The 15,225-nt window shown below is 56.1% G+C and carries 15 protein-coding genes; 3 read left to right on the top strand and 12 right to left on the bottom strand.

Going from position 1 to position 15,225, the window contains the following annotated elements:
• Positions 1-26 precede the first annotated feature (26 nt).
• The 8 genes from LMS44_RS07190 to nrdR form a co-directional block, all read right to left on the bottom strand.
• On the bottom strand, positions 27-1,283 hold the full coding sequence (locus LMS44_RS07190) for a DUF945 family protein (RefSeq protein WP_027958811.1): 1,257 nt from the start codon (positions 1,281-1,283) through the stop codon (positions 27-29).
• Between the two features lie 151 nt (positions 1,284-1,434).
• Positions 1,435-1,908: a phosphatidylglycerophosphatase A family protein gene (locus tag LMS44_RS07185; RefSeq protein WP_009288468.1), complete on the bottom strand. Its 474-nt coding sequence runs from the start codon at positions 1,906-1,908 to the stop codon at positions 1,435-1,437.
• A complete protein-coding gene (thiL, locus tag LMS44_RS07180; protein ID WP_490204128.1) occupies positions 1,905-2,906 on the bottom strand; it encodes a thiamine-phosphate kinase in 1,002 nt (333 codons plus the stop codon). The genes LMS44_RS07185 and thiL overlap by 4 nt, the downstream gene beginning before the upstream one ends.
• A gap of 36 nt (positions 2,907-2,942) precedes the next feature.
• Positions 2,943-3,437 (bottom strand): transcription antitermination factor NusB, encoded by a 495-nt coding sequence (gene nusB / locus LMS44_RS07175; RefSeq protein WP_007114491.1) that lies wholly within the window; start codon positions 3,435-3,437, stop codon positions 2,943-2,945.
• Positions 3,434-3,922 (bottom strand): 6,7-dimethyl-8-ribityllumazine synthase, encoded by a 489-nt coding sequence (gene ribH, locus LMS44_RS07170; protein ID WP_007114490.1) that lies wholly within the window; start codon positions 3,920-3,922, stop codon positions 3,434-3,436. The genes nusB and ribH overlap by 4 nt, the downstream gene beginning before the upstream one ends.
• Positions 3,923-3,940: 18 nt before the next feature.
• On the bottom strand, positions 3,941-5,107 hold the full coding sequence (gene ribBA, locus LMS44_RS07165; protein WP_022519725.1) for a bifunctional 3,4-dihydroxy-2-butanone-4-phosphate synthase/GTP cyclohydrolase II: 1,167 nt from the start codon (positions 5,105-5,107) through the stop codon (positions 3,941-3,943).
• Positions 5,108-5,194: 87 nt separating this feature from the next.
• Complete coding sequence (gene ribD, locus LMS44_RS07160) at positions 5,195-6,370, bottom strand: bifunctional diaminohydroxyphosphoribosylaminopyrimidine deaminase/5-amino-6-(5-phosphoribosylamino)uracil reductase RibD (protein ID WP_022519726.1); 1,176 nt, start codon at positions 6,368-6,370, stop codon at positions 5,195-5,197.
• Positions 6,367-6,858 (bottom strand): transcriptional regulator NrdR, encoded by a 492-nt coding sequence (nrdR, locus tag LMS44_RS07155; protein ID WP_022519727.1) that lies wholly within the window; start codon positions 6,856-6,858, stop codon positions 6,367-6,369. The genes ribD and nrdR overlap by 4 nt, the downstream gene beginning before the upstream one ends.
• A 211-nt stretch (positions 6,859-7,069) precedes the next feature.
• Between nrdR and LMS44_RS07150 the strand changes: the two genes are divergently transcribed.
• The 3 genes from LMS44_RS07150 (at position 7,070) to LMS44_RS07140 (ending at position 11,116) form a co-directional block, all read left to right on the top strand.
• Positions 7,070-8,836 carry a sugar phosphorylase gene (locus tag LMS44_RS07150; protein WP_159176485.1) on the top strand — a complete coding sequence of 589 codons (1,767 nt, stop codon included), beginning with the start codon at positions 7,070-7,072 and terminating at the stop codon, positions 8,834-8,836.
• A gap of 219 nt (positions 8,837-9,055) precedes the next feature.
• Complete coding sequence (dsbG, locus tag LMS44_RS07145; RefSeq protein WP_498947167.1) at positions 9,056-9,838, top strand: thiol:disulfide interchange protein DsbG; 783 nt, start codon at positions 9,056-9,058, stop codon at positions 9,836-9,838.
• A gap of 984 nt (positions 9,839-10,822) precedes the next feature.
• Positions 10,823-11,116 carry a GIY-YIG nuclease family protein gene (locus LMS44_RS07140; RefSeq protein WP_022519796.1) on the top strand — a complete coding sequence of 98 codons (294 nt, stop codon included), beginning with the start codon at positions 10,823-10,825 and terminating at the stop codon, positions 11,114-11,116.
• A gap of 343 nt (positions 11,117-11,459) precedes the next feature.
• On the opposite strand, the gene LMS44_RS07135 is transcribed toward LMS44_RS07140, so the two are convergent.
• The 4 genes from LMS44_RS07135 to LMS44_RS07120 are packed head-to-tail and all read right to left on the bottom strand — an operon-like array spanning position 11,460 to position 15,183.
• Complete coding sequence (locus tag LMS44_RS07135; protein ID WP_201304204.1) at positions 11,460-12,476, bottom strand: c-type cytochrome; 1,017 nt, start codon at positions 12,474-12,476, stop codon at positions 11,460-11,462.
• Positions 12,473-13,138, bottom strand: coding sequence for a c-type cytochrome (locus LMS44_RS07130; RefSeq protein WP_027959595.1), 666 nt, complete (start codon positions 13,136-13,138; stop codon positions 12,473-12,475). The genes LMS44_RS07135 and LMS44_RS07130 overlap by 4 nt, the downstream gene beginning before the upstream one ends.
• A gap of 27 nt (positions 13,139-13,165) precedes the next feature.
• Positions 13,166-14,485 (bottom strand): sensor histidine kinase family protein, encoded by a 1,320-nt coding sequence (locus LMS44_RS07125; protein WP_498947166.1) that lies wholly within the window; start codon positions 14,483-14,485, stop codon positions 13,166-13,168.
• The gene (locus LMS44_RS07120) at positions 14,482-15,183 is read right to left on the bottom strand and encodes a response regulator transcription factor family protein (RefSeq protein ID WP_498947165.1); all 702 of its coding nucleotides are present in this window, start codon (positions 15,181-15,183) and stop codon (positions 14,482-14,484) included. The genes LMS44_RS07125 and LMS44_RS07120 overlap by 4 nt, the downstream gene beginning before the upstream one ends.
• Positions 15,184-15,225 lie beyond the last annotated feature (42 nt).

Below are 15,225 nucleotides of genomic sequence, written 5' to 3'. Positions count from 1 at the left end.
ACCGTAGGTAAACTTTTCTTTTAAAATTATTGAGGCCAAAGCTCGGGCATCGGGCGCCCATTGATACGCCAAACGCCACGCACCACATCAAACTGCAGCTCCCGAGTACCCAGGGGCAGGCCTAACCATAATGCGGCGACGGTAGGCGCATCGTGCCAGGTAAAGTCGCCATCAATACGCTCCAGCCATTTCGCCTGCTCTTTCTTTTTGTCGAGGTTAACCACACTCAGCTCATCCAACTGGCGGGCATCAAAAAACAGCGCGCCATCCGCATCCAGGCGAATACCCAACAGCGGACTGTCGATGGCGATGGTCATGACATCTAAACGTGGCGAGTCGCTAAGCACTTTGCGCAGATCCGGCTCCAACCGGGCCAGCAACCCTTCGGCCATAGGTAGACTAGCGTCTCCCCAGGCGGCTTCCTGGCGCAAACGGCGAATCAAGTGGCGAACCGCATCGGCATTCAAACGCGAAAGCTCCATCTCTATGCGGCCATTGAGCAGCGGCATATCAGGCGCTTGAGAAGGCACCATCACATCGCCCACTTCAAGCTCGCCTTTGATACGGAGTTCGCTCTCATCCAGCACCATATGGCTGTTTAGATCGAGAGGTGAAAACTGGATATCGTAGGAGGGGTAGCTGAGCGTCAGCGTTTCAATATGCAGGTGATCGCGTTGAGCAAAGTGGTAAGCATCATCAATATAAGTATAGCGGCTTTCGAGCACCGTGGGGCCTATCGCAAGCTGGGCCATACCGTCGGTCAGGGTAAGTTGATCAAATAACGCGCGTAGTCGCCAATCGCCAAACACGCCTTCCAAGCGCAGCCGACCACCGCGGACGGCTAAATCGCGGCCATTTTGTTGAATCACAAAGGGGGCAAGGGCAAGGCGCAATTCGCTATGACCGCTAAGGGTGTGATAGCGCCCCTGCCAACGCGGCACAGAGGGGGCGGTGACCTCACCCACGGCTTGCTGCAGAACGGTATCGAGACGTGGTAGTACGGTGCCTTCGACATCCGTGCTTAAAATACCGTGCCGCGCGCTATACGTGAGCTCAAGGCGCCAGGGTCGACCCAAAAGCGGTGACAGTATCACCCTGCCTTGGGAGCTTAACCACCCTTGATGACTCTCAGTACGATTGACGCGCCACTCGCCCCGCGCCTCCAGATCTTCGAGCGCTTGGCGTAGACTGCGCTCAAACAGCACACTGGAGAGTAGCTGCGCTGCCATCCACACTACGGCTATAATCGCCAGCGTGGGGACAATCAGACGTTCCTTGCGCATGCTACCTCCTTGAAGCCAACGCCTTGCAGCCAATGCACTCGAAAAAAGTTATCAACCGCTCCTGATCTCTATTTACCACTTACCACTTACCACTTACCACTTACCACTTACCACTTACCACTTACCACTTACCACTTACCACTTACCAAGTTTAGTGTAGCCAGAACCACAGGTGCATAGTACTCCAGGCGTAGGCCCCTGCCATCACGTCATCGATCATAATACCAAAGCCGCCCGCCACGCGGCGGTCAGCCCAGCGAATCGGCCAGGGCTTAAAGACATCGAAGATGCGAAATACCACAAATCCCCATAGCGCAGCCTCCCACGAAAAAGGCACCGCCGCCATGGTTAGCCAGTAACCCACAAACTCGTCCCACACGATACCCGAGTGATCGTGTACCCCTAAATCGTGGGACGTTTTATCACATAGCCAAACGCCGACAATAAAGGCAACAAAACAAATACTCAGGTACCACCCCAGGGGCAGTTCCGCCATCATCCAGTAGAACGGAATGGCCGCTAGCGTGCCAAAGGTACCCGGCGCCCAAGGCACAGCGCCGCTACCCAAGCCGAAGGCAAAAAAATGTGTTGGGCGACGCCAGACACTTTTCGGTGCATGATTCATGGCGCTTCCCCACTAAAATGCTGCCAGCCGGCATAGCCGCTGACATAACGACTCAGTTCACTCTGGCCAGAGGCAGTAACGCCTAACGCTTCACTACAGTGGCCAATGACGGTCAGCGCTAGACCCAATGGCGCTAAACGCTGTTGCGCCTCTGCGACGTCGTCAGCGCCGAGGGTAACAAGCAGTTCGTAATCATCCCCGCCTGAAAGTGCCGCCTTTAGTGCAGCTTCCCGACCTAGGGAGCTTTCCAGTCCGTCCGCCAGTGGTAAGGCGTCTAACGCGATGACGGCTCCGACCTGCGAGGCGTCGCGAATATGCGCCAAATCGGCCAGTAGCCCATCGGAGATATCCAGTGCAGCGGTGGCTAGACCACGTAGCGCCAGGCCCGCGGCTAAGCGCGGCTGCGGCAATAGATAGCGACTTAGCAGCGGATGCGCTACATCACGCTCGCCCCGCTGCCAAAGCGCCAGCCCGCCTGCCCCACCACCTAGTGCACCGGTGACAGCGATCAGATCTCCCGCCTGGGCACCACTACGGGTCAAGGCTTCGCCCACCGGGAGTTCACCCATCACAGTAACGCCTATGGAAAGCGCACCGGAAGTGACATCGCCCCCCACCAGCGTGGTGGCGTGCTGCTGACAAAGCGTATGAAAGCCTCGCGCATAGTCTGTAAGCCAAGCATGGGTGGCTTCATCATTGGTAAATTGGCGCTGATCAAGGGTTAACGCCATCAAACACCAACGCGAAGTCGCCCCCATGGCGGCCAGATCGCTCAGCGCAACGGCCAAGGCACGGTGACCCACCGCAAATGCTGATGCTTCGCGGGGAAAGTGTACATCCACCACCGAGGTATCAACGCTCACGACCAACTGTTGGCCTGCTTGCGGCAACAGCAGCGTGGCGTCGTCTCCACATCCCAGTGTGACGCCATTTGACGCAGCCGACGCCTCCTGCGACGACATAAAGTAGCGTCGAATCAAATCAAATTCGGCAAGCACAAAGGCCCCTTAAACGCATTGTCATACCGCTCGCGTTCAGAGACGACGAGCGCTGACCTCGGCACTGCGCAAGCGAATAGCCAGCTTGTCGAGAATGCCGTTCACGTATTTATGGCCATCGGTGGCGCCAAATGACTTAGCCAGCTCAACGCCTTCGTTAATGACGACACGATAAGGTACTTCCATGCGGCGGGAAAGCTCGTAAGCGCCCAACCGTAGGATGGCCAACTCTACCGCATCGAGATCTTCTAAGCGGCGGTCTAGCAGGGGAGAGATTTCACGATCCAGTTCCGCTTTAAACCGCACGGTATTATGGAGTAACTCGTGAAACAGTGCCTTGTCGGCGATCTCCATCACCTTGACCCAATTTTCGTGATCTTCCAGGTCATCGTCGGCGACCTGGCTACGAAACTCGGCTTCAATGGTAGTAATGGATTTACCCGTCATGTGCCATTGATAAAGCCCCTGCACCGTTAATTCCCGCGCCGCGTGGCGGCCCTGCTGAGCGGCAGAGGGTTTACGCTCGCTCATTGGGTATCTCCTGACGGTAGCGCACGGAGCAGAGAGACCATTTCCATCGCGGCCATGGCAGCTTCGGTGCCTTTGTTACCGGCCTTGGTGCCTGCACGCTCAATCGCTTGCTCAATGGTTTCAACGGTTAACACACCATTAGCCACCGGGGTATCAAACTCAAGCTGTAAGTGATTAATCGCCGTATTACAGCCGCCCGCCACGTATTCAAAATGCGGTGTGCCACCGCGAATGACCGCGCCCAGGGCAATCACTGCGTCGGGTTTCATTACCTTCAACACGCGCTTCACCGCCAGCGGGAGTTCCCAGGCGCCCGGCACGTGAACAATGTGGATATGCTCGGCGTCGACACCGTGACGGGTCAAGCTGTCGACGGCGCCTTCCACCAGGCTATCGACCACGTGATGGTTAAAACGGCCGACCACGATGACATAGCGGCCATCGACATCAACAAACGTACCTTCAACTTGAGTGAGGGAGTGCATCAATTTATTCCTGCTGAATTAGTTCTGCTGAGAAGTTGGTTCATACGCCGTGTCATTAGGGCCCAGACGCTCTACGACTTCGAGGTCAAAGCCGGACAGCGCCGAAAACTTCCACGGTGAACTAAGTAATCGCATTTTACCCACGCCTAAATAGCGCAGAATCTGAGAACCGGTGCCGATGGTCAAGTAGTTACCGGCACCGTCGGAGTCGCTGGTACGCGGCTGGCGCACGCGATCCAAAAAGATATCCAGCTGGTCTTTCAAATCCTGGTGCGGGCGGCCGTCGTCAATCAACACAAACACACCTGGCGCGGCTCCGGCAATCTCTTCCAGCGCACGATGGGCATCCCAGCGGCACTGTTCGTCTTTCATCAAGCCCATTACATCGCGCAGCGTATCAGTCAGATGCACGCGCACCGTGGTGGCCTGTTCCGGCGTGGGCTGACCGTTCACCAACGCCAAATGGTGAGCGCCCTGGATACGATCACGGAACACGTGCAGCTCAAGCTCGCCATGGGAGGTCATGACCGTTGACGCTTCCAGATGATCGATGGTCTGTTCGTTAACGATACGGTAGTGAATCAGATCCGCGATGGTACCGATCTTAATACCGTGCTCCTGGGCGAAGGCTTCAAGCTCGGGGCGGCGCGCCATGCTGCCATCATCATTCATAATCTCGCAGATTACACCGCTAGGGTCACAGCCCGCCAGTGCCGCCAAATCACACGAAGCTTCCGTATGCCCGGCACGGCGCAGCACGCCGCCCGGCTCGGCCATCAGCGGAAAGATATGGCCTGGCTGAACGATATCAGAGGGCTTTGCATTGGGTGCCACCGCGGCTTGCACGGTACGCGCACGATCTGCAGCTGAAATACCCGTCGTGACGCCTTCGGTTGCCTCAATGGAGAGAGTAAACTTGGTGCCAAAACCGGAACCGTTATCACGCACCATTAGCGGCAGATTAAGCTGCTCACAGCGGGCGCGAGTCATCGGCATGCAGATCAAGCCGCGGGCGAAACGGGCCATAAAGTTGATATGCTCGGCCTGCACTTTTTCGGCGGCCATGATGATATCACCTTCATTTTCGCGATCCTCATCGTCCATGAGAATCACCATTTTGCCCTGGCGGATATCGTCCACCAGCTCGGCGATAGGGGCTAAGCCTCTAGAGGAGGGGTGCGCCATGGAATCTCCAATAAGTGTTGTCACGATAGCTTGTCAGGATAGGTTATCGAGAAAGAGTGTCGCGAGAGTGAGTCACGATTTTGCGCGTCAGGGTACCTTGCTCTCGCAAAATTCGCCAGATGCGCTAGTCGCTAGAGGGGATGCAATAATGCGCCAATCGCGCCCTACTGCTCGCATATCGTGAATGGTTAACCGCCGCTGATCGGCCATACGTGAGAGCCCTGGCAACGCAAAAAGGGGCCGCGCTTCGCCGCCTAACAGTGTGGGGGCAACAAACAGCTGTAGCTCATCGACCAACGCCGCATCGAGCATAGCGCCCGCCAATGTCGCTCCGGTTTCCACCAGCAGTTCATTAACCTGTTCATTTTCGGCTAACCACTGCAGCATTGCCACTAAATCGATACGGCCATCGCTACCGGCGGGCAACACCTGTACTTCAGCGCCCGCCTGAGTTAACCGTTCCCGCTTCTCTTCCAAGTGGTCTGATGTGGTGATCACTAGCGTACGCCCAGGCTCGCTTAAACAGGCTGCCGCCAGAGGTAGGCGCAAGTGGGTATCTAAAATCACCCGCAGGGGCTGGCGGTGAACCACTTGGTCTGCGTTGTTCAGCTGTAACTGCTCTGCTCGTAACGTCAGCCGAGAGTCGTCCATAATGAGCGACTCAACGCCGCTTAATATCGCGCTGGAGCGTGCCCGTAGCCGCTGCACCTGGGTGCGTGCTTCAGGCCCGGTGATCCACTGAGACTCCCCCGACCCCATGGCGGTACGACCATCTAGACTCATCGCCATTTTCAGGCGCACAAAGGGACGCTGCTGGGTCATGCGAGCAATAAAGCCGGGATTCAGAGCGCGCGCGTCACTCTCTAATAACCCCACCGCCACCTCAACACCCGCCTCTTCAAGCAGACGAATACCGCGGCCACTCACCTGCGGGTTCGGATCCACCATGGCAACCACTACCCGCGACACCTTCGCTTCCTGGAGCGCCACCGCGCAGGGGCCAGTGCGGCCGGTGTGGGAACAAGGCTCCAGGGTGACGTACGCGGTCGCGCCCAGGGCTTGCTCACCAGCATCATTCAACGCGTGAATTTCGGCGTGGGGTTCACCGGCACACAGGTGAAAGCCTTCACCGACAATCTGCTCGTCACGCACAATCACACAGCCGACCCGCGGGTTGGGATCCGTGGTGTATAAGCCTTTTTGCGCCAGTTGCAGCGCCCGCGCCATATAGCGGTGGTCGGCTTGGCTAAAGACAGCACTCATTTTGACGACTCGCTGCCATGGCCCAGTCGGGAAGAGGGCTCTTGGGACAGCCGGTCAATCTCAGCGCGAAATTCATCCAGATCCTGGAACTTGCGATATACCGAAGCAAAGCGGATATAGGCTACGTGATCGAGGGTTTTAAGCGCTTGCATGACCGACTCGCCAATATCACGGGCGTTGATTTCGCGATCGCCCCGGGCACGTAAGGTTTGGCGGATGCGCTCTACCGCCGCTTCAATGGCTTCTGCACTGACCGGACGCTTTTCCAGCGCACGCAACATACCTGCCCGCAGTTTGGCTTCATTAAAGCTCTCGCGGGAGCCGTCGGACTTCACCACCCGCGGCATTACCAATTCTGCGGTTTCGTAGGTGGTAAAGCGCTCTTGGCAGCTCGCACACTGGCGTCGACGGCGTACCTGATCACCATCCGCTACCAGGCGCGAATCAGTCACTCGAGTATCGTTTGCACCACAAAAAGGGCAATGCATGGCGGTCAACCTGTTGTCAGCTCGTGTCGGCGTACCGCACGAGTTAGCGTGTTATAACCTGTCAATGTGTGTGCTATTAATAGCGTTTTAGCAGTAGTAACTGCCACAAGCTAATGTATCTTAGCGTTTAAACGCGGTATCAACCTCGTATTGTAACGATTTGGCACACAAGCTGCAGCGTTTGTGGCAGATTGTTTATCAGGAGCTACCCATGCCCCCCTTTGAGCAGACCGTTAACGACTACCTCAGCCACCTTTATGGCCCCAGGGCGGGGGAAGTGCAGCGCCGTTTAAACCAGCGTCTAGCGCATTTTCAGTCGCTTGCCCCATTTTCATCCAGCTCCGGTAGAACCAGCACTAAAAATGCACCCTCTTGGAGCGAAAAAGATCAGTGGGTGATCAGCTACGGTGACTCGATTATTGAAGATGGTGTGCCGCCGTTGGCAGTGCTTAGCGATTTTCTTCAAGCGCGGTTGGGCGATCGCATCAGCGGTGTACATGTACTGCCCTTCTTTCCCTGGAGCAGCGACGACGGCTTTTCGGTGATCCACTACCGGGAAGTGAACCCCGATCTTGGTGATTGGTCGCACATCCGCGAACTCGCCAGCCATTACGACTTAATGGCCGACCTGGTGCTCAATCACGTCTCACGGGAGTCTCTCTGGTTTGTGGATTACCTGAGCGGCAGCCTGCCCGGCCGCGACTACTTTATCGAAGTCGATCCAGAGACCGATGTCTCCCAGGTGGTGCGCCCACGCAGCAGCCCGCTGCTGGTGCCCATTTCCACCCGGCGTGGCACCCGCTACCTGTGGGCGACGTTCTCCGAAGACCAGCTTGACCTGAACTTTGAAAATCCGGATGTGCTGCTGGAGTTCGTGGGTATTTTGCTGTTCTACCTGGAGCAAGGAACGCGGATTGTACGTTTGGATGCGGTGGCCTTTCTGTGGAAGCGGCTGGGTACTGCCTGCATTCACCTGCCGGAAACCCACACTGTGGTGCGGCTGCTACGAGCGATTGTGGATCACGTGGCCCCAGGTACCCTGTTAATCACCGAAACCAATGTGCCCCACCAGGAAAATATCAGTTATTTTGGCTTGGATCGGTTGCCAGCGGGGGACCCCGACGAAGCCCATATGGTGTATCAGTTTGCCCTCCCCCCGCTGCTATTGCACACCCTCACCCGGGGCGAAGCGAGCACCTTACAGACCTGGCTTGCCAGCCTTCCGGTACTGCCCGACCAATGCACCTACCTCAACTTTACGGCCAGCCACGACGGCATTGGCGTTCGCCCCTTGGAAGGTTTATTGCCCGATCACGAGCGGGATGCGCTGCTGGAGCTGATGCACCGTTTCGGAGGCTTTGTCAGCATGCGTAGCAACCCCGATGGAAGCGATACGCCCTATGAGATCAATATCACCTGGTTTGAAGCCATGCGCGGCACCCGCCGCGGCCCCGACCCGTGGCAGGTAGCGCGTTTTCTATGCAGCCAAGCAATTATGCTGAGTTTGCAAGGTATCCCCGCGCTGTATATTCACACCCTAACTGGCACACTCAATGACGTGGAAGGCGTTGAGCGCAGTGGGCGGCTACGTTCGATCAACCGCCGGCGCTGGCAGCGTAGCGAGCTTGACCTCCTACTCGATAGCCCGTCGACGCCCACTCACGATGTTTTCCACGCCTTAAACCGGCTATTAGACCAGCGCCGCAAGGAGCCCTGCTTTCACCCCAATGCCGCTCAACGGGTTGTGGTCTCAGCACCGGAACTATTGGCAGTAGAGCGCGGCCCGCTCCACGATGGTCGCCGGCTGCTAGCGCTGTATAACGTCACCGACCTACCGCTTCCTTTAGAGAATATGGGTGAGGCAGTTACCCAGGCACTTGAAAAACACGCCTGGCAAGCGCTGGATCCTGCTAACCCCTGGAGCGCCGAAGGTTCGCTGCCGCCTTACGCGGTGCGTTGGCTGGTAGCGGATAGTTAACACCATTTCGTTAATACCATTGAGAAATCTAAAGTTTCAAAAACCGTAAACTTCAAAAACCGTAAGTTGCGACATATTGCCCCAGTTATAAAGCGCATAATCCCTAAATAATGTTGTGCTGCGATAATCGCAACACGGCATTATTTTAGGGATTGCCAGCACTAAGGCGGCGGTTATTAAATCTCTAGCCTCTCACTCTTATTCAAACAAGGCGCTGCAATGCACTTAAAACGTCACGCTGGCATAAGTGGTTTTCTCCTGCTGGCAGGATTGGTCGGCACCTCTGCGAGCTATGCCGATGAGCTACCCGCCCCTATTCAGGCACTTGCCGACCAAGGCTTGGAAATTCATGGTCAATTCGATGCCCCCGGAGGGTTGCGCGGCTACGGCGCCAGCGTGCAGGGCCAGGACATGGCGATTTACCTGACGCCGGATGGCGAGCACGCCGTGGTGGGTACACTAATGGATAATGAGGGGAATGACCTTACCGAAGCGCAACTGGATGAGCATGTACGTGCACCGCTAGAGGCACAAACATGGCAGCTATTAAGCGAAAGCCACTGGGTACAGGACGGCAATGTGGATGCCCCCCGGGTGATTTACACCTTCACGGATGCCAACTGCCCCTACTGCCGTCAAATGTGGCAAGACGTTCGCCCCTGGGTGGAAGCAGGTGAGGTGCAGCTACGCCATATCATGGTAGGTATCTTAGCACCCGACAGCCCTGGAAAAGCAGCCGCTATTCTCGGCGCCGACGATCCAGCGGCGACACTGCATGCCCATGAAAGCGGCCAGCAGGAAATCGAAGCTAGTGCCCAACCGAGAGAAATTGAAGAGCAGGTGTACGCCAATAACCAGTTGTTCGAAGAGCTGGGCCTATATGCAACCCCCACTTCCGTTTTTCAGCGTGAAACAGAGAACAGGGCCGTGCGTCTTGACCGTATTCAGGGTATGCCCAGTGATGAGCGGCTGATCGAGATGATGGGCAGTGAAACACCTTGATGAACTTATCCTGCCACCGCTAGCTGAGATTGCCGCGTCGCTGCGCTCCTCGCAATGACTTAGGTGATGTCATTGAAATCCTTCACCTGTCATTGCGAACGTAGTGCAGCAATCTCGGGGTTAATCTGCCACTGCCAAAGATTGCCGCGTCGCTGCGCTCCTCGCAATGACGTAGGTGATGTCATTGAAATCCTTCACCTGTCATTGCGAACGTAGTGAAGCAATCTCGGGGTTAATCTGCCACTGCCAAAGATTGCCGCGTCGCTACGCTCCTCGCAATGACGTAGGTGATGTCATTGAAATCCTTCGCCTGTCATTGCGAACGTAGTGAAGCAATCTCGGGGGTTAATCTGCCACCGCCGCCAAAGATTGCCGCGTCGCTGCGCTCCTCGCAATGACGTAGGTGATGTCATTGAAATCCTCTACCTGTCATTGCGAACGTAGTGAAGCAATCTCGGGGTTAATCTGCCCCCGCCGCCAAAGATTGCTTCGTCGCTGCGCTCCTCCCAATGACGTAGGTGATGTCATTGAAATCCTCTACCTGTCATTGCGAACGTAGTGAAGCAATCTCGAGGTTAATCTGCCACCGCCGCCAAAGATTGCCGCGTCGCTTCGCTCCTCGCAATGACGTAGGTGATGTCATTGAAATCCGCTACCTGTCATTGCGAACGTAGTGAAGCAATCTCGGGGTTAATCTGCCACCGCCGCCAAAGATTGCCGCGTCGCTGCGCTCCTCGCAATGACATGAATAGGGCTACTCGCAATAGCATCTAATTTGTTATTGCGAGCAACCCGACATTGTGAGCCCGCCCCCTGTCATTGCGAGCGCAAGCGAAGCAATCTCTAGGTTAATCTACCACTGCAAGCTAAGGTCGTTTCACTTTTCATAGTCAAAATAAGGATACTGACTGCAATGATGCGCCCCTACCATTGCTAATAAAATGAAGTTAGATTAATAAAAATCCATCACCGAAAGGTCGGTTCATGTCGACAACAAACAATCTTTATTATGTTTATATGCTGACTAACCGCACTCACCGCGTTCTTTACATAGGAGTTACAAACAACTTGGAGCGCAGGCTTTATGAACACCGCCAAGGTTTAATGCCAGGATTCACCAAAAAGTACCGTTGCCACAAACTTGTATGGCTAGAGGAGTCAAATAGTATAGAAGATGCCATCAGGCGCGAAAAACAGCTTAAAGCGGGTTCACGTCAACGTAAAAATGCTCTAATTGACTCCCTTAATCCTGATTGGGTTGAGCTTGCCCCATACTAATATCATTCTGAGTGCCACACCCCTTATTATCGTGAGCCTCTCTTTCATTGTGGGCCCTCCCTGTCATTGAAATCCGCTACCTGTCATTGCGAACGTAGTGAAGCAATCTCGGGGTTAATCTGCCACCGCCAAAGATTGCCGCGTCGCTACGCTCCTCGCAATGACGTAGGTGATGTCATTGAAATCCTTCACCTGTCATTGCGAACGTAGTGCAGCAATCTCGGGGTTAATCTGCCACCGCCGCCAAAGATTGCTTCGTCGCAAGTTCCTCGCAATGACATAAAGAGGACTCCTCTCAATGACAAAAAATGAAAGTTCCTCATAATCACATTTCGTGACGGTATTACTCCTCGGAAAGGTTTTCAAACCTCGGCATCCCGACGTTCCAGGGTTTAAGGTCGCCCTTCTCCCCGAAGTTGTCGTGATCACCGAGTACATGGCCGTCGTGTTCACGGGTTTGCCCATACAGTGAACGGTTATGAAAGGTCGGGCCGAAGCGCTCGGCTGTCTCGGCGACATCGCCCGTGTAGCGGGGGTCCTGGGGGCGCTCTTGGCTGTTTATATAGTAAGCAATATCCCAGGCGTCTTGATCGCTGAGCGACCGCGGCTGACCAAGCGGCATATTTTGGTAAATGAAGCCCGCCATGGTTTCTACTCGCGCGATTCCCGCACCCCAATTATTAGAGCCGTCGCCCCAAGGGGCTGGAAATACGTATTCGCCGTTTTCATAGTGGCCCGATCCATCCTTTTGGTGGCAAATCGAACAGTTTTCCTGGTAAGCCGCTTCGCCCCTAGCATAGTCGGGCTCTTCAGCTGGCTCATCCGGTGCGGGGAAGCCACGCCCATAGATCGGTTTGTCTGGATACATCGGCGCACCGGTGGCCAGCCATTGATGGTAGGCGCTCAGCGCCAGCATTTCATCGCTGCCATACTCCGGTGGCACGCCATTCATGGAATAAGCAAAGCAACCTGCGATACGTTCTTCCAGGTTATTCACATGCTGATTCTTACCACGAAAATCCGGCAGCGTGATAGCCGCGGCCCACACTGGCGCACTGAACGGCACCCGCCCTTCGCCCAAATGACAGCTAGAGCAGTTCATATCATTGAACACGTTCTCACCACGCAACTGCTGCGTATTGGTGAATAGATCATGCCCATAGCGGATGACTTTCTTCAGCTCCGGATGAAGTTCGGAATTCTCAAGGTCTTCCATGGTGGGGGGCTCGTGTACCAGCATATTCAGCGCAGCGTCTGGACGCTCTTCTGGCTGGGCAAAAACCGTGGCTGTATAAACGGTACCGAACGCCAGCGAGCAGCCGGTCAGGGTTATGACGAGGGAGCGACGACAGATGGTCATTGTGCTGTCTCCTGTTCTTCTGAACCGGGTTGCGTGGCATACCAGGCAGACACCGCCTGAATGTCGTTATCGCTCATGCGTTTGGCAATGGCCCCCATGAGATTCTGTGGGTCGTTGATGCGTGTCTCGTTTTTCCACGCCCTCAACTGAGCGCTGATATAGCCAGCATGCTGGCTGGCGACACCTGGGAAGGTGCTGCCAACGCCCGTACCACCGGGCCCGTGGCAGCTTTGGCAGGAAACAATGTAGGCGTTCCAATCGCCGCGTTCGGCAAGCTGTTGACCCCGCGCCAGCAGCGCTTCGTCGGCCTCATCGCCGCCTTGCCCCGGCGTTACCGGCATTTGGCTATAGTATTCGGCAACATCGGCTATTTGCTGATCGTCGAGCATATTGGCAAACGTCATCATGGTCGCATTTTGACGCTGCCCGGCTTTAAAGTCGTGCAACTGCTTAGCGATATAGTCCGCATTCAGCCCCGCTAAGCGCGGCCATGACTCACCATTGGGCACATTCATACCGCTGCCATCGGCCTGATGACAGGCTGTGCAGGTAGCCGCTGCAGCCTGGCCTCGCTCCGCGTCACCCTGCTGCGCCAGCGCGCCTCCAGTGACTAAGCTAATCCCTATCAGCAGGCCAAACCTGCTTAAGTATTTTTTATTCATCTCGGTTTCTCCCTTGCGTTATCGTTGTTAGCTACCCGCCACTGGCACCACCAGACGGGCGGTAAAACCACCTCCAGCAGGGCTGACAAACGTCACTTCGCCACCAAAACGTTCGGCGATAGCAGCCACAATGGCTAACCCCAGTCCACTGCCTTGCTGTTTACTGGCGCGCCAGAATCGTTGAGTTAATTGTTCAAGCGTCGCGCCATCAACACCTGGGCCTTGGTCGCTAACGCTAAAGGTAAGATGGCGCTCCCCTGGCTCCCACTGCGCATCAAAGTTAACGGGGGCATCGGCGGGCCCATGGTTAATAGCGTTATTGAGCAAATTACGCAGCGCGGTGATAGCCAATTCGCGGGGCATCGCAAGGGCGACATCGGGCCAATGGGGCGACACTACAAAGCGGGCTGATTTGTTGTGCTGGCTATCCGCCAGGGCGTGTTCGGCTACATCTGCGACGCGACTAGCCTCACCATCATCAAAGCGCACACGCCCCTCTACGCGAGCCAGCGTGAGCAGTTGGTCAAGGGTTGAGCTCAACCGCACCACGCCCTCTTCAGCATAGTTGAGCGATGTTATTGCGGCCTGACCTTCGACCCGGCGAGCCACTTGCAGGTGGGTTTTGATCGCAGTAAGCGGTGTGCGCAGTTCGTGGGCGGCATCGTTGGTAAAGCGCTGCTCACGGATAATGGTTTGCTGTACGCGCGCCAAGAGCGCATTAAGGGTTTCAATCAGTGGCCGTATCTCTTTGGGTAGGCCGTAGGTGGCGACCGGAGCCAGCGCATCGGGGTGGCGATTGGCCAGCGATTCGCGCAGCCGTGTTAGCGGTGCTAAGCCACGCCAAACCCCCAGCCAAAGCGCAAACATGCTGCCCACCAGCGCTACGATAAAGGGCACCACGGTCATGCGTATAACGCCGCTAAGCAGCATATCGCGCTCATCCATACGATCAGCGGTGGTAATCACAATGCCACCGCGCTCGTAGGTAAATACCCGCCAGGTCACGTCGCCTGCCTGGCGATAAGTGTGGCCGCCCTCTCCCGGGGCGAGAATAGCGTCCATGTCGGCATGGGTGCGCGCCATGATTTCGCCTTGGGGCGAGTGCACTTGGCAGGCCAGCCCCTCAATGGGCGGAATAGACAGCACTGGATGCTCGGCATCCTCCCATACGTCAAACGGCAGCTGCAGGACTAACCCGGCCACCATTCTTGCCGACTGCGCTAAGCGCTGATCCAGGGTTTCCACAAACTTCTCTTCCAGGTCGCGCATCAGCCACGCCGCCGCCACACCCCAGAGCAGTGCCAGCGTTAATCCCAGAGTCAGCAGCAAGCGCGCGCGTAAACTCATAGCTGCCCCTTGTAGGGCGTACCAGCCACATGTACCGCCTCGGGTTTGCCCAACCGATGGCCAAGCCCGCGCACTGTTTCAATCACGCCGCTCCCCAGCTTGCGACGCAGATGGTGGATATGCACATTCAGCGCATTGCTCTCAACATCGTCGTTCATACCGTAAAGGCTATCTTTGAGTTGGTCGGCTGACAGGACGCTGCGTGGCGATTGCAGGAAGGTTTCAAGCAGCACCAGCTCCCGGCGAGACAGCATAATCAGCTGTTCATCGACGTAGACCTCCCTAGCCGTTGGATCTAAGCAGAGTGCGCCATGGGCAATCAGGCCGCTGCTGCGCCCTGCTACTCGGCGTAACAAGGCGTGCAAACGCGCTACCAACTCATCTAAATCGAAAGGTTTCACCAGATAGTCGTCGGCGCCGCCCTGCAGTCCATCCACTCGGTCACGCACCGCATCCCTAGCGGTTAACACCAGCACGGGAACGTCATTGCCCTGCTCGCGCCACTCGGCCAGCAATTGAAGACCATCGCCATCGGGCAATCCGCGATCAAGAATGACCACATCACTGACCACAGTTCGCATCGCCTGACGGGCAGCGCTCCCCGTGGAGACGTGATCGACCACAAAGTCGAAGGTCATTAATCCAGCGCGAATACCCGAAGCAACCAGCGGGTCATCTTCAATCAACAAGACGTGCATAGCGGTTTCCCATTTATTACCCATCAGCATGGCAGACGGGCA

The sequence above is a fragment of the Halomonas profundus genome (assembly GCF_020865425.1).
Classification (GTDB): Bacteria; Pseudomonadota; Gammaproteobacteria; order Pseudomonadales; family Halomonadaceae; genus Vreelandella; species Vreelandella titanicae.
The sequence above is the reverse complement of the archived record's forward strand: the minus strand, read 5'-3'. Positions and strand labels throughout refer to the sequence as shown.